The following is a 21,204-nucleotide window of genomic DNA, read 5'->3' as shown; positions in this document are numbered from 1 at the left end:
GGAACCCCGGGGATTCGATTCGCGAAGCTAGTTCGCGCTATTAGCAGCGTCCGGCACCAGCGTGATCTCGACGCGACGATTCTTCGCGCGGCCCTCGGGCGTGTCGTTGGCGACGAGCGGACGCGTGTCGCCGTAGCCTTGCACCGCGAACTGCGTGGCCGGAATGCCCGAGGCGTCGATCAGCCAGTCGCGCAATGCCGCCGCGCGCGCGTTCGAGAGCTTGAGGTTGCTGACGGCGTCGCCTGCGTTGTCGGTGTGACCCGCGACGAGTATCCGCTTGCCGGGATGCGCCTTGATCATTTCGAGGGCGTCGACGAGGGCGCGCGTCGAGCCGGGCTTGAGCTGCGCCTTGCCGCTGTCGAAGAGCGACATGCTGTCGAGCGTCACAACGGCGGGCGGCGGTGGCGGCGGCTGATAGCTTGCGATCGCCGTATTCAACGCGGGCAGCAGTTGCGCACCGTGATACAGACCGAAAGACAACTTCAGCGGCTCGCCGGTGCGGGCGTTGCGATCGAGTTCATCGCGATCCGCGACGAGCGCCATCAACGCATCGCGCCGGGCCGCGTCGCGATCCGGCGCGATCGATGCGTAGCGCTCCATATCCATGTGTACGCGGTCCAGCAGTTCCGCGTTGTGCCGACCCGCGCCGAGAAAGGCGGCGCCCGCGGCCAGCGCCGCGATGCCGATCGCGTGCGCGAATGCGGCGATGCGCGGCGATATGGCGGCGCGGCGCGGCATCGCTTCGAGCAACGATTGCGGCAACGGCCACGGCGCGGGCGCCGCATCGACGGTCGCGGGCGCGATGCGCGTTTGCAATTGCACGTCATGCTCCCACGGCTTGTTCGCATCGCTCGCGGGTCCGCAATCGATCCAGCCCGCGCCATGAAGCGCCCAGGGCGCGGCCGGCTGACGCGGATCGGTGAGCGTGCCGAAGACCACACGCTGCGTCCAGCCGACGATCGATGCCAGCGCCGCGGCATGAGCGGCCGCGTAGCGATCGCCTGCGTAGCGGCAGGCTTCGCTCTCCGCATTGCGGATCATGGCTTCGAAGCGCCCCGCATCGATGAGCGGCGCACCGGCCGATACGCTGTGCCATTGACGCACCGCGTTCGCATCGCGCGGCGCAAGGTTCGTCAAACGCTGATACACGGCGATGTAGCCCGGCAGCCGCGCGCTCACGATGCGCGATGCATCGGCGAGCGCCTGGCGCGCCACGCGCAGGCGTTGCGAGAGCGCGTCGGCGTCGGCGTGGAGCGCGGGCGCGATGCTCAGCACGACGCCATCGGGCGCGTGGCCGTCGCGCCATTGACGCATCGCGAGCGCGACTTCGGGCAGCTCTTGCGGACGATCCACGCGCAGCCAGATCGCGCCATCGCCGATATATACGAGACGCGGCTCGCCCGCGCCGCGGTCGAAGAGCGAGGCAAGCGCATCGCCCGTGACGAGCACGAGCGGCATGCGGGCGCGCAGATTCAGCGGAATGTCGACGGTCGCAGCGCCCAGCGCGTGCAGGATATGCGCGCTTCGCCGGCGCGCACGCGCCAGTTGCCGGGTGCGCCAGACGATGAACGCCGCCGCGGCGATCACGATGCCGGCGGTGCAGAGCCAGACCCATTCCTTGCCGAACGGCTGCACGAGCCACTGCACGGCGAGCGCGAGAAGCGCTGCGAGCACGACGATCGTGCGCGCCGGATAACCCAACCTTTGCATGTTGCTCACGGCTTGACGGCGTGGGGAATCAACGCGGCGAGCTGCACATTGAGCGCGATGTGCCAGATCATCCACGTCACGAGCGCGACGATGCAGCCGAGTCCGGCGATAGCCCACGGCGAGACGCGCCGGATCCAGTCGCCGAAGGGCCGGCCCGGCTGATCGATGACGAGAGAGCGTTCGCCTTCGGGGCGAAGCCGCGCGATCAGACCATTCAGCTCGGCGATGAGCGCCAGCCGCTCGTTTTCACCGTGAACCGCGTATCGGCCGAGGAATCCCAGGCCGAGAATGGCGGCATAGCATTCGAGCAGATCGACCTGCGGCGAACGCTCGCGCATGCGGAACTCCAGCCGCTCGAACACGCGCTCGCCGCCATCGTGCTGCTTGAATTTTTCGACTTGCAAAGGCTGCGCGGACCATTTCGGCTTGTCCTGGTCGGAGAGATGTAGCAGAGCCGTTTCGTCGAGGAGCGCGCATTGCGCCTTCAACGCATCGTCGCGAACGTCTTCCGGATAACCGCGGCGTTCGAGCGCAGCGCTCAAATCGGCGACCATGGACGTGCAGCGCGTACGCAAGGCACGGAAATCCTCTGCGGTGCCGCCGGTCGACAGATTTGCGACGAAGAGCGCCGTGTCGCGCAGCAGATCGCGGATGCCGCTCAAAGTGGCCGACGCGCCGCCCGGCGACGGTTCGACCAGGCCCGGATAAGCGGGAGACGTAGACAGCATGTTCATGAGCGCAGCACCGCGTAGAGTTCGAGCGAGACATCCGGCACGGACGTCGGCAGGTAGACCTGGCATGCGCGCGCGGCCAGCATGCGGGCGAGCGCGGGGCTTGCGGCGTCGAGCGCGAAGTATTGATTGTCGAGACGCACGGGGATCGCCGCCGGCACGCGTTGAACGGCCTTTAGCGCAATGCCCGCGAGCGCCGAGTTGACGATGTGATCGACCTCGTCGGGCGCGCCGATCTTGCACAGGCGCGGAATCCGCTCGATGAGCTCGAAGGCCGGCAGCGTCGAATTGACCGACAGGTACCAGTCGGCGGCGCCGTCCGCGATGCGCGTGTCGAGAATCTTGCCGCTCCACGTGGTCGCGTTATCGTGCGAGAGATCGATCGGCACGACGCGCGACGGAATGATCGCGTCGAGCAGGCTGCGGATCGTCGATTCGAGCTGCGCGAACACTTCGTCCGCACGCACGTGATCGTACGACGGGATATCCGTGAGTTGCGTGCTCGTGGAGAACGTCATCAACGAACTGGCGAGCTCGGCCAGAACCGCGTAGAGCCGCTCGGGCGGCAGGTTCGGATTCGACGCGAGGAACCGCAGCTTCGGCCACGCCGCATGGATGCAGTGCAGGAGCCAGAACAGTTGCACGTCGGCGACGCCGTACTCGGCGACCTGTTCGATGCGCTCGCTGCGTCGCGCACCGAGCGCGAGGCTCTTGGCCAGCAGGATGTCGGCGATACGGCCGATGCGCTCGACATGCAGCGCATGCGCGCCCAGCGACAGGCAAGGCGGCACGTAGCGGCGGTCGAGCTGGAACTGGCCGCTCGTCGAACGCGTCAGGCGCGCGATCTCGCAGACGGTGTCGTCTGCATGCGGCTCGAAGTCGAAAAGCAGGCGCACGGCGTGACGCTCCGCGGCAATCTCGGTTTCGTCCGTTCCGTTCAGATCGACCACCTTGACGAACTCGCGATAGGAACGGCGCGGACGCGTGAGCGCTGTCTCGTCCATGCGGCAGTTGTTGCCGTTGGCGTCGGGCAGCGCGAGCGCGGCCAGCACGGTCACGCTCTGCCGCTCGGCGCTCACGCCTTGCGTGAGATCGCGCGCGGGCGGCAGCGCTTGCGCAAGCGACGTATCGATGGGCGTGCCGTCCGGAAAACGCAGCCTGAGCCGCGACAGCTTGAAGCGGCCGGCCGCGAGCGCGTCTTCGTCAACCTCGACGTCGAGCGTTCCCCACGGCTGCGCGAGCGCGGCCGCCGTGAACTGGCGCAGGGCGAATTCCGTCCACCGCTCCTGTTGCTGGAAATGCTGTTGCGTGAGAATCAGGCCTTCGTGCCAGAGCGGTTTATCGATCCGCATGAGTGTATTTGGTGGTGCTATTCGTTTGTATTGGGGACAGGATTCTATAGGCGAACATTTAATTCGTATACCTACTCATGAAAGGGCATTTGATTACCGATCAAGGAATACGAATCGCGTGATAACGGCTACTTGCCGTCAGTCACGGGATATGCGGGCTATTTTCGAGATGAATTCGGAGTCGACGAGAAATGTCAATTAATGTCGGCGTTGGGGTGGGGCCGCCGCCCGGGAACGCTGGGCGATGTCATGAGCGGCGTTTGAAAATCCGTTTTCCATCAATGTCTGCCGAGGCCGGCGCGTGTCCTTTATCAAATATTTAGGCAATCTGAGGATACTTTTTAATTGATGTAAAACCTGTTCTAATACGACCCCATTGACGTTCCAAGAGTCAAGTTCGTAGGCTGGTGCGCCTGCCGCCAGGTCGGGCAGGCCCAAAAACTTTGGTCCCGCCTCTCGATTTTGAGATGCATGTCATCTATTTATTAAGGATTATTGATGGATAGCTTTCAGAGAGAGATTCCCAAGAGCCGTGTTTCGATCACGCTCGATCTGCATACCGGCGGCGCGCAAAAGAAGGTCGAATTGCCGCTCAAACTGCTGGTCGCGGGCGACTTCAGCGCGGGACGCGAGCAGGCGCCGCTTTCCGAGCGCAAGAAGGTCAATATCGACAAGAACAACTTCGACGCGGTTCTGGCGGACTACGCGCCGGACCTGAAGTTCGCCACGGAGAACACGCTCGCGAACGACGGCTCCGACATGCCGGTGAATCTCTCCTTCCGTTCGATGAAGGACTTCGAGCCTGAGCAAGTGGCCCGGCAGATCCCGGAATTGCAGGCGCTGCTCGCCGTGCGCAACCTGCTGCGCGATCTGAAATCGAATTTGCTGGACAACGGCACCTTCCGTCGCGAGTTCGAGAAGATCCTGAAGAACAAGGAACTCTCCGACAAGCTGCGCGGCGAACTTTCGCAGATCGCCACGGCGGCGACGCAGCCCGAAGGCCACGCCTGAGCCCTTCAGCCTTCAACCGACAAGCTTCCCAGACAGGACAATCAATGAGCAAGAAAGAAGTCCGCGCGAGCGCAGCAGGCGAAACCGTCGTGCTCGACGCACCGCAAGAGTCGTATGGCGACAGCGTCTATGCATCGCTGTGCAACAAGATCCACCTGAGCCCGGTGTCGCAGGCGCGTCCGCTCGAGGCATTCCGCGACAACGACATGCTTTCCGAAGCATCGGCCGACGAGCGCCTCGCGCGCGGCATGGGCGCGTTCCTCGATCTCGTCGCGCAGACGAGCAAGCCCGTGGAGCGTCTCGACAAGTCGCTGCTCGATTTCTTCATCGGTCAACTGGATCGCCAGATCAGCAAGCAGCTCGATTCGGTTATGCACAATCCCGAATTCCAGGCGCTCGAAGGCCGGTGGCGCGGTCTGAAGATGCTCGTGTCGCGTACGGATTTCCGCAAGAACGCGCGCATCGAAGTGCTGGACGTATCGAAGGACGCGCTGATCCGCGACTTCGACGACGCGCCGGAACTCATCCAGAGCGGTCTGTATCGCCTGACGTACATTGAGGAATACGACACGCCGGGCGGCCAGCCGATCAGCGCGCTCGTCAGCGACTTCGAATTCGCCAACTCGCCGCAGGACGTGGCCCTGCTGCGCAACATCTCGAAGGTTGCGGCGGCGGCGCACATGCCGTTCATCGGCTCGGTGGGCGCGGCCTTCTTCGGCAAGAAGTCGATGGAAGAAGTCGCGGCGATTCAGGACATTGGCAACTACTTCGACCGTGCCGAGTACATCAAGTGGAAGAGCTTCCGCGACACGGACGACGCACGCTACGTCGGCCTCGTGATGCCGCGCGTGCTCGGCCGCCTGCCGTACGGCAAAGACACCACGCCCGTGCGCGCCTTCAACTATGAAGAGCAGGTGAAGGGCCCGGACCACGATCGTTATCTGTGGGTGAACGCGTCGTTCGCGTTCGCAGCCAACATGACGCGCAGCTTCGTGAACAACGGCTGGTGCGTGCAGATCCGCGGTCCGCAAGCGGGCGGCAAGGTAGAAGATCTGCCGGTGCATCTGTACGACCTCGGCACCGGGGTGCAGCCGAAGATTCCGACCGAAGTGCTGATTCCCGAGACGCGCGAATTCGAATTTGCGAACCTCGGTTTCATTCCGCTCTCGTTCTACAAGAATCACGATTTCGCGTGCTTCTTCTCGGCGAACTCGACGCAAAAGCCCGCGCTCTATGAGACCAAGGAAGCCACCGCGAACAGCCGTATCAATGCGCGCCTGCCGTATATCTTTCTGCTCTCGCGCATTGCGCACTATCTCAAGCTGATTCAGCGCGAGAACATCGGCACGACCAAGGACCGTCGTCTGCTCGAGCTCGAACTGAACAATTGGATCAAGAGCCTCGTCACCGAGATGAAGGATCCGGGCGACGAGCTGCAAGCGTCGCATCCGCTGCGTGAGGCGAAGGTGATGGTCGAGGACATCGAGGACAATCCGGGCTTCTTCCGCATCAAGCTCTTCATCGTGCCGCACTTCCAGGTGGAAGGCATGGATATCGGCTTGTCGCTGGTTTCGCAGATGCCCAAGGCGAAGAGCTGATTCTCGCGATAGCTTAGTGTGTGCAACGCCGGGACGGCTCACGGGCCGTTCCGGCGTCGTCGTTTCCAGAGCCGCCAACGCCCTCTCCCAATCGATCGTAGAATGAATTGCGCCAGGCAACGGCGCACTTACTACACAAGCGATTCGGGAGACGACATCATGCGACGTTGCAGCGCGGCATTCCTGATCATTCCCTTTGTCATAACCGCCGTGGTCGCCGGTTGCGGCGGCTCCGACGACGACAATCAACCCGGCTATTCCAACGCGCCGAAGATCATCATCGATTCGGACTTCAATACGATGGGCGACGACGGCCAGCTCTTCGCCATGTCCACGCAACTGATGGGCGAGGGCAAGGTCAACCTGCTCGGCCTGTGCGTCGTGACCGGCAACGACTGGCTGCTGCAGGAAGAAGCCGACGCGCTCAAGGCGGTCGAACGCATGGGCGTGCAGGACAAGGTCGGCGTGTATGCCGGCGCGAACTATCCGCTGCAATACGATGTCGCGAGCATTCGCGCCCAGCAGGCCGCGAATCCGAACGGCTACTTCGGGGCGTGGATGCGTCCCGAACCAACCACTCAAGCCCAACTGACCGCGCCGCCGGACGGCTTCGCGACATCGGCGAAGCTGCAAAGCCAGAGCGCCGCCGACTTCATCGTCGAGACGATCAAGCGCTATCCGAACCAGGTGACGATCATCGAAGTCGGGCCGCCGACCAATCTGGCAACCGCCGTGCAGAAGGCGCCGGAGATCGTGCCGCTCATCAAGGGCATTGTCTACATGGGCGGCGCGATGAACGTGCCGGGCAACGCGAACGCCGTCGGCGAGCTGAACTGGTGGTTCGATCCCGTCGCGGTGCGCACGCTCTTGCAGACGACGATCCCGCAGAAAGTCATTCCGCTCGACGTAACCGACACCGTGCCGCTGACCGAATCGGTCTATAACCAGATCGTCAATCCGCCGACCGGACAGACGGCGGTGACGAAGGTCTACGCAATCGCGAACGCGGGCGCGTTCTCGACGAACACCGATATCTACGACACGCTGACGATCGGTTACTTCCTCGACCCGACCTACGCGACACAGACGCAGAGCGCGTATCTCGACATCGATACGACGCCCGGCGAGGATCAGGGGCACGTGAAGGTGTATCCGGATGCGCCGCAAGCCGGTGCATCGCCGCAGAAGATCACTTACGTGACGCGCTACGACAACGATCGTTTCTTCAAGTTCTATGTCGATCTGCTGACGCGGCCCGTGCCCGTCAAATTCCAGTAGCGCCGAGAGTTCAGGACCGGTGGTACCGGCGGTACAAAGCGCCGGCCCTGAACAAGAAAGCATCACACTTCAAGCTGCTCCAGCACCTTGCCCTTCGTCTCGATGCCCATGTAATGCACGGCGACCGCGGCAACCAGCGGCACCACGGCGAGCGCATAGAACGCGACATTCATGTTCCCGCCCATCAACGTCTTGCCGACGAGCGCCGGCGCGAAGATTGCCGCGATCTTGAGCCATGCGCCGCCGAGGCCGCATCCGAACGCGCGGATGCTCGTCGGATAAAGCTCGGGCGTATAGACATAAGCGGTGATGAAGCCGCACGCCATGAAGCCGAGCGCGAGCGCGCAGAACGTCGCGACCACATACACCGACTGCGTGACGAACACGCCCGCAAACACGAGCGACACCGCGCACAGCACGAACGACCAGTTGATGACCGGCTTGCGCCCGACCTTGTCGACGATCAGCGCGCACGTCAGCGAGCCGATCACGCCGAGCACGGAAGCAGCCACCGCGAGATTCAGCGCGAGCTGCAACGGCGCGTGATAGACGGTCTTGTAGATCGTCGGCAGCCACGTCGAGAGGCCGTACTGAAGCACGCCGCACGTCATCCAGAGAAGCGCGACCGCGATCGTGCGCTTCAGATACGCCGGGCCGATCAGATCGAGGCGGCGGCGCTTCGGATGACGGTTCGCCATTGCTTCGAAATCGGCGAGATTGCCGAGCGGCGGCAACGGTTGCTTCACGGTGGCCTCGAACGCGCAAAGCGCATCGCCGGCTTCGCTCATGCGGCCGCGTTCGCCGAGCCAGCGCGGCGATTCCGGCACCAGCGTGCGCAGCAGGAAGAACAGCACGAGCGGCACGCCGCCGATGAAGTACATCACTTCCCAGCCGAAACGCGGCACGATCCACGCGCCGAGCGCGTTCGATGCAAGCAGGCCGATCGGAAACACGATCTCGTAGAGCAGCACGAAACGGCCGCGTCCATGCGCACGCGTGATCTCGTTGATGTAAGTCGCCGCGACGGGCAACTCGCCGCCGAGCCCGAGCCCCTGCACGATCCGCAACGCGACGAACACCGCGAACGAAGGCGCGAAGCCGCACGCGATGCTCGTCAGGCCGATGATGCCCGAGCTCCACGCGATGGAACGCACGCGCCCATAGCGTTCCGCGAGCGACGGGAACAGGAACGCGCCAATTAATTGCCCGATCGATCCCGAGGCGATCAGAAAGCCGACCTGCCCCGGCGTCAGCCCCCATTTCTGAATGAGCAGCGGCAACGTCGCTGCGATGACGATGACATCGAAACCATCGAAGAAGGTCGCCGCGCCGATCAGAATGCGCGCGCGCACCTGCATCGCGTTGGCGGGCAACCGCTCGATGCGCGCGATGATCGATCCCTTCGTGACCGCGTGAGCGGCAGTGGCCGCGTCGGCGACTGTCGTGGCGGTGCCGCCGTGTTGAACGGCCGTATTGCCCATGCTCCTCATGCCTGCTCCCGTCTGTGTGTTATGCGAGTGCCTTCGCCGTGTCCGCGAGCGCCGCGATATCGACCGCGCGCCCCTGACTCATCCATTTCTTCGCTACCTTGAGATCGCGCGTCGCATTGATCGCGATGACGCCGCGCAATGCATCGCCATCGAAGAAGAAGAGCGATGCGCGACGTGCGTCCAGATCGCCGCGCACGACCGGCATCGCGCCCGCCGGAATGTCGCCGAGAATCTGCAGGTTCACGTCGTACTGATCCGACCAGAACCACGGAATCTCGGCATACGGCGTGCGCACGCCGAGCACCGCGCGCGCCGTCGCGATCGCCTGGTTCTGTGCGTTCGCCCACGATTCGAGGCGCACGCGGCGCTTCAGCCACGCGTTCGGATGATTGGCGACATCGCCGCATGCGAACACGTGCGCATCGTTCGTCGCGCCGAATTCATCGACGACGATGCCATCGTTCACGTCGATGCCCGCGCGTTCCGCGATTCGCGTGTGCGGCGTCAGTCCGATGCCCGCGACGGCGAAATCGGCATCGACGGTCGTGCCGTCGGCGAGTTGCGCGCGCACGCCGTTGCCGAAGTCGTCGAGCGACACGAGCGATGCATCGAGCCGCACATCGACGCCGTTATCGCGATGCAGCTTCAGCAGAAAATCGGACACGCTTTCAGGCACCGAGCGAGCGCACAGACGCGGCGCGCCTTCGATCACCGTGACATCGACGCCGAGCTTTCTCGCGGTCGCGGCGACTTCGAGGCCGATCCATCCGCCGCCGATCACGAGCAAGCGCTTGCTATGGCTCTCGCGCAGGCGCTTGCCGATGAGCATCGCGTCGTCGAGCGTGCGCAGATAGGCGAGATGCGAGGTCTTTGCAAGCGACGCCGGCAGACGCCTTGCCGCGCCGCCCGTCGCGATGACGACGCGGTCGTAATGCACTTCGCGTCCGCTCGCGGTGCGCACGATGCGCGCGTCGCGATCGATCGAGGCCGCGCATTCCGGCTGCCACGCTTCGACATTCAGCTCGGCGAAGGCGTCGTGATCGACGAGCCGCACGGTGTCGATATCCGCATCGCCCGCGAGCACGGCCTTCGACAGCGGCGGGCGTTCATAGGGCAGATGAATCTCGTCGGCGATCATCACGAGGCGGCCATCGAAGCCTTCCTTCCGAAGCGTCTTGACGATCCATCCCGCCGCCTGGCCGCCGCCAATCACCACGACCGTTTGAAGATCAGCCATTTTTGCGCTCCGTCATGAACTTGCCTTCCGGCGCCTTCGCGTCTTTCTGGCGGCGCGTGTTGCCGTCGAGACCGCCATCGACGGCCCATTCCGCGAACACGGTCGGACCCGGTTCGAAATCGCGCGGCTGCCAATCGGGCGTGAGCACGTCTTCATCGGCGTAATACTCGATAAGACCGCCCGCCGGATTCTTGAAGTACCAGAAGTACGCCGACGAAACCGGATGGCGTCCCGGTCCGAGCTGCGTGGTCCAGCCACAGCGGCTAATGTGCAGGCCGCCGCCGAATACTTCGTGGATATCGCGCACGGTGAACGCGACGTGATTCAGGCCGCGCTTGCCATCGGGCAATTGCAACAGGAACAGATCGTGATGACCGCCGTGCGGCGCGCAACGCATGAACGCACCGCGGCCCGGATAACGATCCGATGTCTCGAAGCCGAGCAGATCGTGATAGAACTTCTCCTGCTCCGCGACGCAGTTCGTGAAGAACACGACATGGCCCACTTCGACCGGCTCCGCGCGCTCATAGACAGGGCTCGGCGTATCGACGCGCAAAGTGTGTCCCCACACGTTCGATGGCGAGCCCTTCACGTCGATGTCGCGCTTTTTCGTGACTTCGACGCGAATCGCCATGCCGTTCGGATCGATGCAGCCGATGGCGTCATCCGTTTCGACGTGGCCGGGCTGGCCCGAGAAGCGTCCGCGCAGTGCGTCGAGTTCTTCGCGCGTCGCGACGGCCCATGTGACTTCGCGCAGCGTCGGACCGGCTTCGAAGGCGGGCGCAAGCGTGGGGTCGTCGGCAAGTGCGAGCAGCACTTCGCAGCCGTTGAGGGTTTCGAAACGCGCGCGCGTTTCATCGTGCGCGACTTCCTTCAGACCCCAGTCGGCGAAAAAGCGCCGGCAAGTGTCGAGATCCGTCACGCCGTATGTGATGCGTTCAATGCCGAGAATCGTCATGGCAACTCCTTCAGTTCGCCCACGGCAACGGGGCATCGTTCAAGCCCCAGTAGAGACTCTTTTGCTGCATGTATTCGCGCAGGCCCAGACGGCCTTTCTCGCGTCCCATGCCGCTGTCCTTCCAGCCGCCGAACGGCGTAGAAATCGAAAACTGCTTGTACGTGTTGATCCAGACCGTGCCGGTGTTCAATGCACGCGACATCTTCCATGCGCGTTTATAGTCGCGCGTCCAGATGCCTGCCGCGAGGCCGAACACGCTGTCGTTGGCCTCGTCGAGCAGCGCGGCTTCGTCGTCGAAGGGCAGGGCGGCGAGCACCGGTCCGAAGATCTCTTCCTGACACATGCGCGCGTCGTTCGTGAGCCCTTCGATGATCGTCGGCAGATAGAAGAAGCCTTTCTCGCGGCCGTCGCCCGTGGGGCGCTCGCCGCCGCACAAGAGCGTGCCGCCTTCTTCGAGACCGAGCGCGACATAGCGCTCGATGCTTTCGCGATGCTGTCCCGTGATGAGCGGCCCCATCTGCGTGTTCTCGCGCGTCGGGTCGCCAACGCGCAGCTTTCTCGCGCCATCGACGAGCCGCGCCATGAATTCGCCGTACACGTTGCGTTCGACGAAAAGCCGCGACCCCGCGATGCACGACTCGCCCGACGAACTGAAGATGCCGTACAGCACGCCGTTGACCGCGTGGTCGAGATCGGCATCGGCGTAGACGATGGTCGGCGACTTGCCGCCGAGTTCGAGCGACACCGGCATCAGCTTTTCCGCGGCGAGCCGCGCAATGCCGCGACCGACTTCCGTGCCGCCCGTGAACGCGACTTTCTTCACGAGCGGATGACGCACGAGGGCATCGCCGATCACGGAGCCTTTGCCCGGCAACACACTGACGACGCCCTTCGGCACGCCCGCTTCCTCGCAGATGCGCGCGAGCGCCAGCGACGCGAGCGGCGTCACTTCGGCGGGCTTCAGCACGACGGCGTTGCCTGCGGCGAGCGCGGGGGCGAGCTTTTGCGCGTCGGACGCGATCGGCGAATTCCACGGCGTGATCGCCGCGACGACGCCGAGCGGCTCGTGCACGCTCATCGTCAGAAAGTCGCCGCGCGAGGGCGTGAGTTCTTCTTCGAGCGTTTCGAGGCACGACGCGAAATAGCGGAACGTGTTCGCCGCGCTGGTGACGAGCGCGCGCGTTTCGCTGATAGGCTTGCCGTTGTCGCGCCGCTGCAAGTGCGCGAGCGCTTCATGACGCGCTTCTATCAGACCTGCGATGCGATGCAGAACGGCTGCCCGTTGATGCGGCTTCAATCCGGCCCAGTCGGCCTTCCTGTAAGCACGATCCGCGATCTCGACGGCTTCGCGCGCATCGTCGGCATTCGCCGTGCTGATTTCCGCGTTGACGCTCTGATCGGCGGGATAGATGCTCGCGTACTGATTGCCGCGTCCTATGCGCCATTCGCCGCCGAGAAAGATATCGCCGGAGCTCACGAGCGAAGTGTCGGGATGATTCATCGTTCAAAAGCTCCTTCAGATGACGCAGCGCGCGGCGCGATTGCGCAACGCACGGATCGCGCTGAACGCGGTGAGCGCGGATGTCTTGGGATTCGACGGCAGCGGCTTGCCGCACATTTCGAGCGACATCTCGCCGAACGCGCCGCGCGCGACGATGCGGTGCACGTTGCGCTCGACATTCGGATCGGCGATCAGCCGCACGCGCGTGCCGTCCAGCCCGAGCCCGGCCAGCGCGATGGTCGCCGCGACGTTCGCGTTCTTCGGATAGAGCCGCGCGGCGTCGCGCGCAGTACCTTCGAAGATGACCATTTCCGTGGTCAGCGACTTGAGATCGCATACGCTTTCGGCGGGCGTGCCGAGCCAGCCGAGCGGCGGCTTGCGGCCGGTGTATTGCACGTCGTCGAGGCCGCCTTCCTTCGCCGCGGCGAGCGCATCGACGCCGCCGATCGCGCCCGACAACAGCGTGATCGTGGCCGCGCCTTCATCGGCGGCATTGGAGAGCGCATCGAGGAGGCCCGCTTCGGAGAGCGCGCCGATCGATGCGACCGCGCAATCCGTGCCCGACTTCAAGAGCGGCACGACATGATCGACGAGCGCCGCGTGTCCCGCGCATTCGAGCGCGAACTCGGGACGGCTCGCGAGCGCATCGACGTGCGATACGACATCGACGCGATCGCCGAGCACCGAGCGCACGTGATCGCGGTCGCGCTCCGGCACGATGACATGCGAGATGCGCACGAGCGGATCATGTTCGACCGCGTTGAACACCGCCGAGCCGATCGCGCCGAAGCCGATCATCGCGATATCGATCGCATGCGGCACGTGGCGAGGATCACGCATATTCCGGCTCCTTCGGCTCTTCCTTCTTCACAGGCGGTCCGGCGAAAGCGGTCGCGAACGAGCCGACCGACAGCATGTCCACTTCGACGAGCACCGGACCGTCGACGGCGAGTCCTTCGCGCACGACGTCATCGGCCTGATCGAGCGACGTGATGCGCCGATGCGTGAGCCCGAGACTCGCGCAGAACTGCGCGAAATCCGGCTGATGCAGATCGACGAACATGCGGCGGCCGCCATACTGCGCGTCCTGAATGTTGCGGATGACGCCATAGCATTGATCGTTCATCAGCACGATCATCACGTTCGCTTTTTCCTGCACAGCCGTCGCGAGTTCGCCGACATTGACCATCAGGCCGCCATCGCCGACGAGCGCGACGGTCTTCTTCGCCGCGCCCGAGAGCGCCGCGCCGATCGCCATCTGCATGCCCTGGCCGATGCCGCCGCCGAGCGCATGCACGCCCGCGCGCGGATTGAAGATCTTCAGCAGGCGATTGCCCCACGTGCTGTTCGAGATCGTGACGTCGCGCACCCAGTTGTAATCGCGGCCGACCGCGCGTTGCAGCGAATCGACGAGGCGCTTGTACGGTCCCAGTCCCTTCGATACTTCCGCGACCGCCGTTTCGCGCGCGGCGGCGAGATCGCCCGCGAACGCCGGGTCGATGCGGATGCGGCCTTCGAGCAGCGTCGCGAGTTCGTCGAGCACGCGCGATGCATCGCCATGTACGAACAGTTCATTGCGATAACCGCGGCTGTCGGCGAGCGCATCGGCGTCGATGCGATAGAGCGGTTGCGGCAGCGCGAGCTTGTACTTCAGCGTTTCGTTGCCGCGCAGACGCGAGCCGGCGACGACGAGCGCATCGCACGTCTTGTAGAACGCTTCGACGGACGGATGCACGTTGAACGCGCCGAGCGTCGCCGGATGATCTTCGGGCAGCACGCCGCGTCCCTGCACGCTCGTCACCACGCCGAAGCCGAGCTTGACCAGCCGTTCGACCGCACCGCGTGCATGACGCGTGCCGCCGCCGAGCCACAGCAGCGGGCGCTTCGCGTTCGTGAGCGCATCGGCGAGTTGCTTCACGCGCAGGCTGTCGTGCGTGAGCGTGCCGACGTGCGGCGCGGCCAGATCGGCGGGCCATTCGATTTCGGCCGCCTGGATGTCGATCGGAATCTCGACGCTCACAGGGCCCGCCGGCGCGGTCAGCGCGACGCGCACGGCTTCGCGGATCGTCGGCAATGCGGTTTCGACCGTGCGCACGCGGAATGCGGCCTTCGAGATCGATTGCAGCATCGACAGTTGATCGGGCGCTTCGTGGATATACGCGAGATCCTGATCGAGATATTCGGTTTCGATCTGCCCCGTGATGTGCAGGAGCGCCGTGCCCGCGGTCAGGGCTTCGACCATTGCGCCGGCGGCGTTGCCGGCGGCGGTGCCCGTCGACGTGAACGCGACGCCCAGTTCGCCCGATACACGCGCGAGGCCATCGGCCATGTTCACCGCGCCCGCTTCGCCGCGTGCGCCGACATAGCGGATATTGCCGCGACGGCCGATCGCATCGAGGATCGGCATGTTGTGAATCGAGATCACGCCGAACGCGGTGCGCACGCCGCATTGTTCGAGGAACGCGGCGATCAGTTCGCCGACCGTGGTTTTTTCAGACATGACGAGCAAAGCCTCCGGAAACATCGATATGGCTGCCGGTCGTGTACGACGACAGCGTTGTTGCGAGATAAAAGAGCGCCTGTGCCGCTTCTTCGGGCAGGCCGAAGCGGCGAAGCGGAATGTTCTTCTTGCGCGCGAGTTCGCCGGTCCATTGCTGCCAGCTTTGACGCGGTTCTTGTGCTTGCTGCAAATAGTCCTGATAGCGACGTTTCCATTGCCCAGATTCGACGATACCGATCAGAATCGAATTCACGCGGATGCGTTGCGGCGCGAGTTCCGTCGCGAGCGATTTCACGAGACTCAGCACGCCCGCTCTCGCCGACGACGTCGCGACCATGTGCGGCTCCGGCTGCAACGCGAGCAGCGAATTCACGCAGACGATCGCGGGCGAGGGCGCGTCTTTGAGCATCGGCAGAAAGGCGCGCGTCGGGCGGATGATGCTGAAGTACTTCAGCTCCAGTTCGTCGCGCCAGGCGTCGTCGGTCGTATCGGCGAAAGCGGACACGCGGCCTTGTCCCGCATTGTTCACGAGCATGTCGACCCGGCCGAATCGTTCCTTGATGCGTGACGCGAAGGCGTTCACCTGGTTCTCATCGAGCACATCGCAACGTGAAGCGAGCAACTGCGCTTGCGGAAATTCTTTCGCGAGTGCGGCTTGCGCGGATTCGAGGCGTTCGCCGTCGCGTCCGCAAATGGCCACCGATGCGCCCGCTTGCAAGAACACACGCGCCGTCGCGTAGCCGATGCCCGACGAACCGCCGGTCACGACGGCAACCTGCCCTGAAAGATCGATCTGAATCATTGCAACCCCAGAGACTTCATGTATCGGCTCGATGCACTTGCGCGCGCGGCCGGACGATAGTTGAGACGCATCGAGAGCGCATCGGCGGCTTCGCGAACCTTGTCGATGAGGCCGCTGCCGAGCAAGGCGGCATCGATTTCCGGACGCGGGATCGTCGTCGTGATGACGGCGACGATGCGCCCCGTGTCGTTGCGAACCGGCGCGGTGACGACCGAAATGCCGCGCTCGAACGACGATTGACTCGTCGCATAGCCGCGTTCGGCGTCTTCCTTCACGCGCTCGAAGAGTTCTTCGACGGTTTCGGGCGTCGACTTCGTGAAGCGCTCCAGATGCTGTTCCGGATACAGCGCGCGCAATTCGTCGAGCGAGAGATCGCCCATCAGAACGTGACCGTGCGTCGTGGCATGCGCGGGCAGACGCGTGCCGACGTTCACCTTCACCGAGCTGAAGATCGGCGCGTGACTCTGCGCCTTCGCGACGAACACGACATCGCGGCCATCGCGAATCAGGATGTGACTCGTGAGGCCGGTTGCATCGCGCAGTGCCTCGATGATCGGCAGGCCGAGATCGGTCAGTTCGAGCGAGCTCAGATATTCGAAGCCGAGGCGCAATACGGCCACGCCCAGGCGATAGTTGCGGTCCTTGTCGGCGCGTTCCAGAAAGCCGAGCGATTCGAGCGTCTGAAGCAGCCGGAAAACCGTCGTGCGCGGAATGCCGAGGCGCCGCGACAGTTCCGGCGCGCCGAGCACGGGCTCGCGCGGCGAGAACTCGGTGAGGATCTTCAGCCCGCGTTCGAGGCCCGGCACGATGTACGTCGGTTCGCTCTTGTCGGCTTCTTCCGTGGCGATGGATGTCATTGCGGTACTCCGTCTTTCATGTGACATTCGATGCCCTGGCAAAACGAGTCGATCAGCGCCGTATAGGCGGCGGGAGATTCGACATAACCCGCGTGTCCGGCACGCGGCATGACTTGCAGGCTGACGTGCGCGGCCTGCGCGATGGGCGCACATGCGGCGGGCGGCGTGATCGTGTCTTCCGCGCCCACTGCCACCGCGATGCGTCCATGAAAGCGCGCCATATCCGCTGCGAGGTCCGCGTTCGCGAGCAGATGCGTCGCTTGCGCGTAGCCTTCGGGGACGATGCGCGCCATGTTCCAGCGGATCCATTCGCGCGCGGTTTCATCGGCGTATTGCGAGACCATGTTCGCGCTGCGCTCGCGTGCGAGTCCTTGCGGGCCGAATTCGTCGAGCATCTTCAAGCGTGCATCGCGTTTAGATTCACGCAGTTCTTTCGATGCAGCGCCGTAACCCGCAGCGGGCGATATCAGCAGCAAGCCCGCGACACGCTCCGGCGCACTTGCGGCGAACGAACCCGCGATGATCGCGCCGAGCGAATGGCCGACGAGCACGCATCGCGTGATGTTCAGCGCATCGAGCCACGCGCGCAGCGCATTCGCATAGTCCGCAGCAACGGGCGAATCATTGGCCACGCGAGTGGACACGCCATAACCCGGCGCATCCCACGCAAGCACGCGACGCCCGGCGCCGAGCACGTCGAGTTGCCGAACCCACGACGCCGCGCCCGAGCCGATGCCGTGCAGCAACACGACGGGCAGGGTGCGCAGATGCGTTGCACCTGCCTCGCGATAACCCGTGATGCCGTGCGCGGTATCGATGTGCATGTCCGGAAAGCGTGCGAGCGTCTCGATGTTCATCGCAGCCTCAGCGCTTGAGCTTCGCCAGAGGCGAGTCCGGCGGATACGTCGGCGTGATGGGCTTCGATGCGCCGAGCATCACGCACATCAGCGCGTCTTCCTCGCCGATGTTGATCTCCGTGCGATACACGCCGGGCGGCACGGAAATGAGATCGCGCTCGCCGAGCACGGCTTCCCAAGTCTGTCCGTCCTTCTCGCAGATCACCTTCATTTTTCCGCGCAGCACGAAGAAGATCTCTTCGACGTCGATATGAATATGGCTCGGCCCGATGTTGCCCGCGGGAATGACCATCGTCGAAAACGTGAAGCTGCCCGAGGGCACCGTGTTCATGTCCTTCGCGACGCCCGTGCCTCCCGTGCCCACATAACGCATCTGCGCGCGGCGATACTTCGGGTCGTAATCGGCCTGGAACTTGAGCGCGTCCCAGTCGTAGCGGCGCGTTTCGAGGCGCGCGACGCGCGAGTCCATCCATTGCTCGAAGCTCGCGTCGGCGGGCTGATCCCACGATTTACGTTCGATGTCTGCATCGGCCATTGCTTTCTCCAGGTTCCATGTAGAGCGAATCAATTCATCACGAAGCCGCCGTTGACCGGCAGCAACTGGCCGGTCACGAAGCGCGCCGCATCCGAGAGCAGGAACAGCGCGGGGCCGTTCACGTCGTCGGGCGTTTGCGCGCGCGTCAGTGCGCGGCCTTTGAGGTAGTACTCGTGGCGCTCGGCGGGCACGTAAGCGGTGGCTTCCACTTCGGTGAGGCCGGGCGCGATGGCGTTGACGGTCACGTTGCTCGCGCCGAACTCGCGGGCGAGCGAACGCGTCATCGCGATCACGGCACCCTTGCTCGCGACGTAGGCGAGCAGCTTGGGCGCGCCCCATAACGCCGTGTCCGATGCGATGTTCACGATCGCGCCGCGTCCCGACGCTTCGAGGTGCGGCAGGCACGCGACGCTCATGAGCCACGCGCCGCGCACGTTGACGTTCATCACCGCGTCCCACGTTTGCGGCGTGAGTTCATCGGCGGACTTGCCGCCCGAGTTGGTGATCGCGGCGTTGTTGACGAGGCCGTCGAGTCCGCCGAGCGCTTTCACGCTTGCATCGACGAATGCGGAGACGCTCTGCGGCTCGTTCAGATCGAGCGGGAAGAAGTGCGCATCGGGCAGTTCACGCGCGAGCGCTTCGCCTTCCTCATGCAGCACATCGCCGAACGCGACGCTCGCGCCGCTCTCGACGAGCGCTTTGACGAACGCCGCGCCGAGTCCGCGAGCGCCGCCCGTCACGATGACCCGGCGGCCGTCGAGCGCATCACGCATGAGCGTGCTCCGTGTTCTTCGGCAGTGCTTCGAGCGCGGCGAGATGCTGTTGCGCACGTTGCTTGAGCATGCGGCGCACGCGCGTCATGCCGACATCGTGCTGATAGAGAAATTCGTGATCGCGCGCGTTCGGCGCGAGGCTTTCGAGCACGTAGCGGTCTTGTTCCAGCACGGCCCAATGCAGCCCTTCGAGACGATTGCGATACAGGAAACGCCATGCATCGCGCTGCCATCCCGAGACCTTGCGCGTGCGCCAGAAATAGACCTGGCAGTTGTCTTCGTCGACGGGCGTAGCGAAGCCGATGATCCCGAAGTTGCCGCCCGGGCCGAACTTCTTCTTGTACGGAATCGCGAGACGCATCCACAGGCAGCCGGTTTCGCCGAGTTCGACCCAGTCGAAGTTTACGTCGCGCTGATTCACCTTCTCGAACATGAGGCCGGTTTCGGTTTTGCGCACGCGCATGTCGGCCTGCTTGTCGCCTTCGGCCATCGAGTGAGACGTCGCGTGCAGATAGGCGCCGTGCATCGGGTCCATCACGTTGTCGATCGCGTACTGGTAATTGCACTTCCAGTGCGACATGCACAGGAAGCTCGCGTATTCATCGCCGACGAGTTCTTCCGGCAGCACGAGCGGCGCGGGTTCCTTGTTGGCGTCATCGCCGAACCAGAGGAAGATCGCGCCCGCGTGCTCTTCGACCGGATACGACTTCACGCACTTCTGGCCTTCGAGCGGACATGCCGATACGGCGGGCACCTTCTGCACGGTGCCGCTGCCATCGATCTCGATGCCGTGATACCAGCACGCGACGCTGCCGCCGAGATTCCATCCGAGCGACAGGCGCGCGCCGCGATGCGGGCAGCGGTCTTCTAGCGCGTGCACTTTGCCTTCGTTGTCGCGCCAGAGGACGATCTGATCGCCGAGCCGCGTGAGTCCGATGGGCGCATTCGCCACTTGCCAGCTAGGCGCGACCGGATACCAGTAGTTACGCAAGCCGCGATCGAGATATGCCTGAACGGGATCGGCGGCGAGGGTTGTTTGCTGAGGGGACGTCATGGGGAATGCTCCTTCTTTAATCGGCGAGCGTGCGCAACTCGGTGGCGAGGCGCTCGGCGGTCCACGTCGTGCCTTCGGGCGTGCGGAAGCCGTCCTTGTTCAAGCCCGCGACCACTTGCTCCAGTTCCAGCGCGCCTGCTTCGAAGACGCGTTCGAGCGCATCGCCGAAGTCGTTTTCGTATTGCGTCGGCTCGGCTTTGCGCGTTTGCCAGATGAAGTTCTCGGTCTGACCCGGCTGCTCGATCACGCCCTTGCCGGCGACGTTGTTCGGCTGCGGCGCGAGCCACGGCTTGAGATGCGGGTTGAAGCTCACGACTTTTTCCATGTCACGCCACCTTGATCTGGATTTCCTCGCCGGCGAGGCGCACCGAATACGTCTTCAGGTCGCGGCCGCCGGGCTCTTTCAGGCATTTGCCCGTGGGGATGTGAAACACCGCTTCGTGCAGCGGGCATTCGACGGTGTCGCCATCGACGAAACCCTGCGTCAGCAGTGCATATGCGTGCGGGCAGACGTTCTCGAGCGCGTATAGCTCGTCGCCCACTTTGTAGATACCGATTTCCGCGCCGTCATCGAGCTTGAATTCGATCGGTGCGTCTTCCGACAGATCGTCGGCATGTCCGGCGCAGCGCCATTGTTCAGACATCTTTCACCCTTTCCTCTGGTTCGACTGTGTTCCACTAAAGGAACAGCAGTTCGTGTATGGGCATTATAGGAGTCGTCCGAGCGCGGGAAAATAAAAAAGTGATTCTCTAGGTGAAAACACTGAATCTGTTCCGTTTAAAAAGTTCGACCGTGTTTCAGGCGAGAAGTAAGAACACCCGTTCACATTGATTCGTAAGCTCTTTTCGTCCCGATCGAAGCGCATCCGGCGTGCCTCAGGGTCTACCCGACGTCATTTCAAATTTATTGTTTTGGCGCGGAAAACCTCACTATACTTTCCATAGGCAGTTCATTGATCC

At 63.8% G+C, this 21,204-nt stretch carries 20 protein-coding genes; 3 read left to right on the top strand and 17 right to left on the bottom strand.

Annotation, left to right across the window (positions count from 1 at the left end; all coding sequences use genetic code 11):
• Positions 1–27: 27 nt before the first annotated feature.
• The 3 genes from NCS28_RS30100 to tssK are packed head-to-tail and all read right to left on the bottom strand — an operon-like array spanning position 28 to position 3,793.
• On the bottom strand, positions 28–1,710 hold the full coding sequence (locus NCS28_RS30100; protein ID WP_250517573.1) for an OmpA family protein: 1,683 nt from the start codon (positions 1,708–1,710) through the stop codon (positions 28–30).
• A 5-nt stretch (positions 1,711–1,715) separates the two neighbouring features.
• Positions 1,716–2,444 (bottom strand): DotU family type IV/VI secretion system protein, encoded by a 729-nt coding sequence (locus tag NCS28_RS30095; protein ID WP_250517443.1) that lies wholly within the window; start codon positions 2,442–2,444, stop codon positions 1,716–1,718.
• Positions 2,441–3,793: a type VI secretion system baseplate subunit TssK gene (gene tssK, locus NCS28_RS30090; protein ID WP_250517442.1), complete on the bottom strand. Its 1,353-nt coding sequence runs from the start codon at positions 3,791–3,793 to the stop codon at positions 2,441–2,443. The genes NCS28_RS30095 and tssK overlap by 4 nt, the downstream gene beginning before the upstream one ends.
• 498 nt (positions 3,794–4,291) lie before the next feature.
• On the opposite strand from tssK, the gene tssB reads away from it, so the two are divergent.
• The 3 genes from tssB (at position 4,292) to NCS28_RS30075 (ending at position 7,680) form a co-directional block, all read left to right on the top strand.
• On the top strand, positions 4,292–4,804 hold the full coding sequence (tssB, locus tag NCS28_RS30085) for a type VI secretion system contractile sheath small subunit (protein ID WP_061119480.1): 513 nt from the start codon (positions 4,292–4,294) through the stop codon (positions 4,802–4,804).
• 44 nt (positions 4,805–4,848) lie between these two features.
• Positions 4,849–6,402 (top strand): type VI secretion system contractile sheath large subunit, encoded by a 1,554-nt coding sequence (gene tssC / locus NCS28_RS30080; RefSeq protein WP_250517441.1) that lies wholly within the window; start codon positions 4,849–4,851, stop codon positions 6,400–6,402.
• Between the two features lie 159 nt (positions 6,403–6,561).
• Positions 6,562–7,680, top strand: a complete 1,119-nt coding sequence (locus NCS28_RS30075) for a nucleoside hydrolase (protein WP_250517440.1) — start codon at positions 6,562–6,564, stop codon at positions 7,678–7,680.
• Between the two features lie 62 nt (positions 7,681–7,742).
• Here NCS28_RS30075 and NCS28_RS30070 read toward each other — a convergent pair whose 3' ends face one another.
• From NCS28_RS30070 to NCS28_RS30005, 14 genes are read right to left on the bottom strand one after another with little or no spacing between them, the layout of a single operon-like run.
• Complete coding sequence (locus tag NCS28_RS30070) at positions 7,743–9,161, bottom strand: MFS transporter (protein WP_502801255.1); 1,419 nt, start codon at positions 9,159–9,161, stop codon at positions 7,743–7,745.
• Between the two features lie 28 nt (positions 9,162–9,189).
• On the bottom strand, positions 9,190–10,407 hold the full coding sequence (locus NCS28_RS30065; protein WP_250517439.1) for an NAD(P)/FAD-dependent oxidoreductase: 1,218 nt from the start codon (positions 10,405–10,407) through the stop codon (positions 9,190–9,192).
• Positions 10,400–11,365 (bottom strand): VOC family protein, encoded by a 966-nt coding sequence (locus tag NCS28_RS30060; RefSeq protein ID WP_250517438.1) that lies wholly within the window; start codon positions 11,363–11,365, stop codon positions 10,400–10,402. Before NCS28_RS30060 ends, NCS28_RS30065 begins: the two co-directional genes overlap by 8 nt.
• Positions 11,366–11,375: 10 nt before the next feature.
• Positions 11,376–12,866: an aldehyde dehydrogenase gene (locus NCS28_RS30055; protein WP_250517437.1), complete on the bottom strand. Its 1,491-nt coding sequence runs from the start codon at positions 12,864–12,866 to the stop codon at positions 11,376–11,378.
• Positions 12,867–12,881: 15 nt separating this feature from the next.
• Entirely contained in the window at positions 12,882–13,706 is an 825-nt protein-coding gene (locus NCS28_RS30050) for an aspartate dehydrogenase (protein ID WP_250517436.1), read from the bottom strand.
• Positions 13,699–15,366: a thiamine pyrophosphate-binding protein gene (locus tag NCS28_RS30045; protein WP_250517435.1), complete on the bottom strand. Its 1,668-nt coding sequence runs from the start codon at positions 15,364–15,366 to the stop codon at positions 13,699–13,701. Before NCS28_RS30045 ends, NCS28_RS30050 begins: the two co-directional genes overlap by 8 nt.
• Entirely contained in the window at positions 15,359–16,168 is an 810-nt protein-coding gene (locus NCS28_RS30040) for an SDR family oxidoreductase (protein WP_250517434.1), read from the bottom strand. Before NCS28_RS30040 ends, NCS28_RS30045 begins: the two co-directional genes overlap by 8 nt.
• Positions 16,165–17,025, bottom strand: a complete 861-nt coding sequence (locus NCS28_RS30035) for an IclR family transcriptional regulator (protein WP_250517433.1) — start codon at positions 17,023–17,025, stop codon at positions 16,165–16,167. Before NCS28_RS30035 ends, NCS28_RS30040 begins: the two co-directional genes overlap by 4 nt.
• Positions 17,022–17,882 carry an alpha/beta fold hydrolase gene (locus NCS28_RS30030; protein WP_250517432.1) on the bottom strand — a complete coding sequence of 287 codons (861 nt, stop codon included), beginning with the start codon at positions 17,880–17,882 and terminating at the stop codon, positions 17,022–17,024. The genes NCS28_RS30035 and NCS28_RS30030 overlap by 4 nt, the downstream gene beginning before the upstream one ends.
• A 7-nt stretch (positions 17,883–17,889) precedes the next feature.
• Positions 17,890–18,417 carry a cupin domain-containing protein gene (locus NCS28_RS30025; protein ID WP_250517431.1) on the bottom strand — a complete coding sequence of 176 codons (528 nt, stop codon included), beginning with the start codon at positions 18,415–18,417 and terminating at the stop codon, positions 17,890–17,892.
• Between the two features lie 29 nt (positions 18,418–18,446).
• Entirely contained in the window at positions 18,447–19,190 is a 744-nt protein-coding gene (locus NCS28_RS30020) for an SDR family oxidoreductase (protein WP_250517430.1), read from the bottom strand.
• Positions 19,183–20,244 (bottom strand): aromatic ring-hydroxylating dioxygenase subunit alpha, encoded by a 1,062-nt coding sequence (locus tag NCS28_RS30015; protein WP_250517429.1) that lies wholly within the window; start codon positions 20,242–20,244, stop codon positions 19,183–19,185. The genes NCS28_RS30020 and NCS28_RS30015 overlap by 8 nt, the downstream gene beginning before the upstream one ends.
• Positions 20,245–20,260: 16 nt before the next feature.
• Positions 20,261–20,569, bottom strand: coding sequence for a recombinase-like helix-turn-helix domain-containing protein (locus NCS28_RS30010; RefSeq protein WP_250517428.1), 309 nt, complete (start codon positions 20,567–20,569; stop codon positions 20,261–20,263).
• 1 nt (position 20,570) lies between these two features.
• The gene (locus tag NCS28_RS30005; protein WP_250517427.1) at positions 20,571–20,888 is read right to left on the bottom strand and encodes a non-heme iron oxygenase ferredoxin subunit; all 318 of its coding nucleotides are present in this window, start codon (positions 20,886–20,888) and stop codon (positions 20,571–20,573) included.
• Between the last annotated feature and the right edge of the window lie 316 nt (positions 20,889–21,204).

It is taken from the genome of Caballeronia sp. INDeC2 (assembly GCF_023631325.1).
Classification (GTDB): Bacteria; Pseudomonadota; Gammaproteobacteria; order Burkholderiales; family Burkholderiaceae; genus Caballeronia.
The sequence above is the reverse complement of the archived record's forward strand: the minus strand, read 5'-3'. Positions and strand labels throughout refer to the sequence as shown.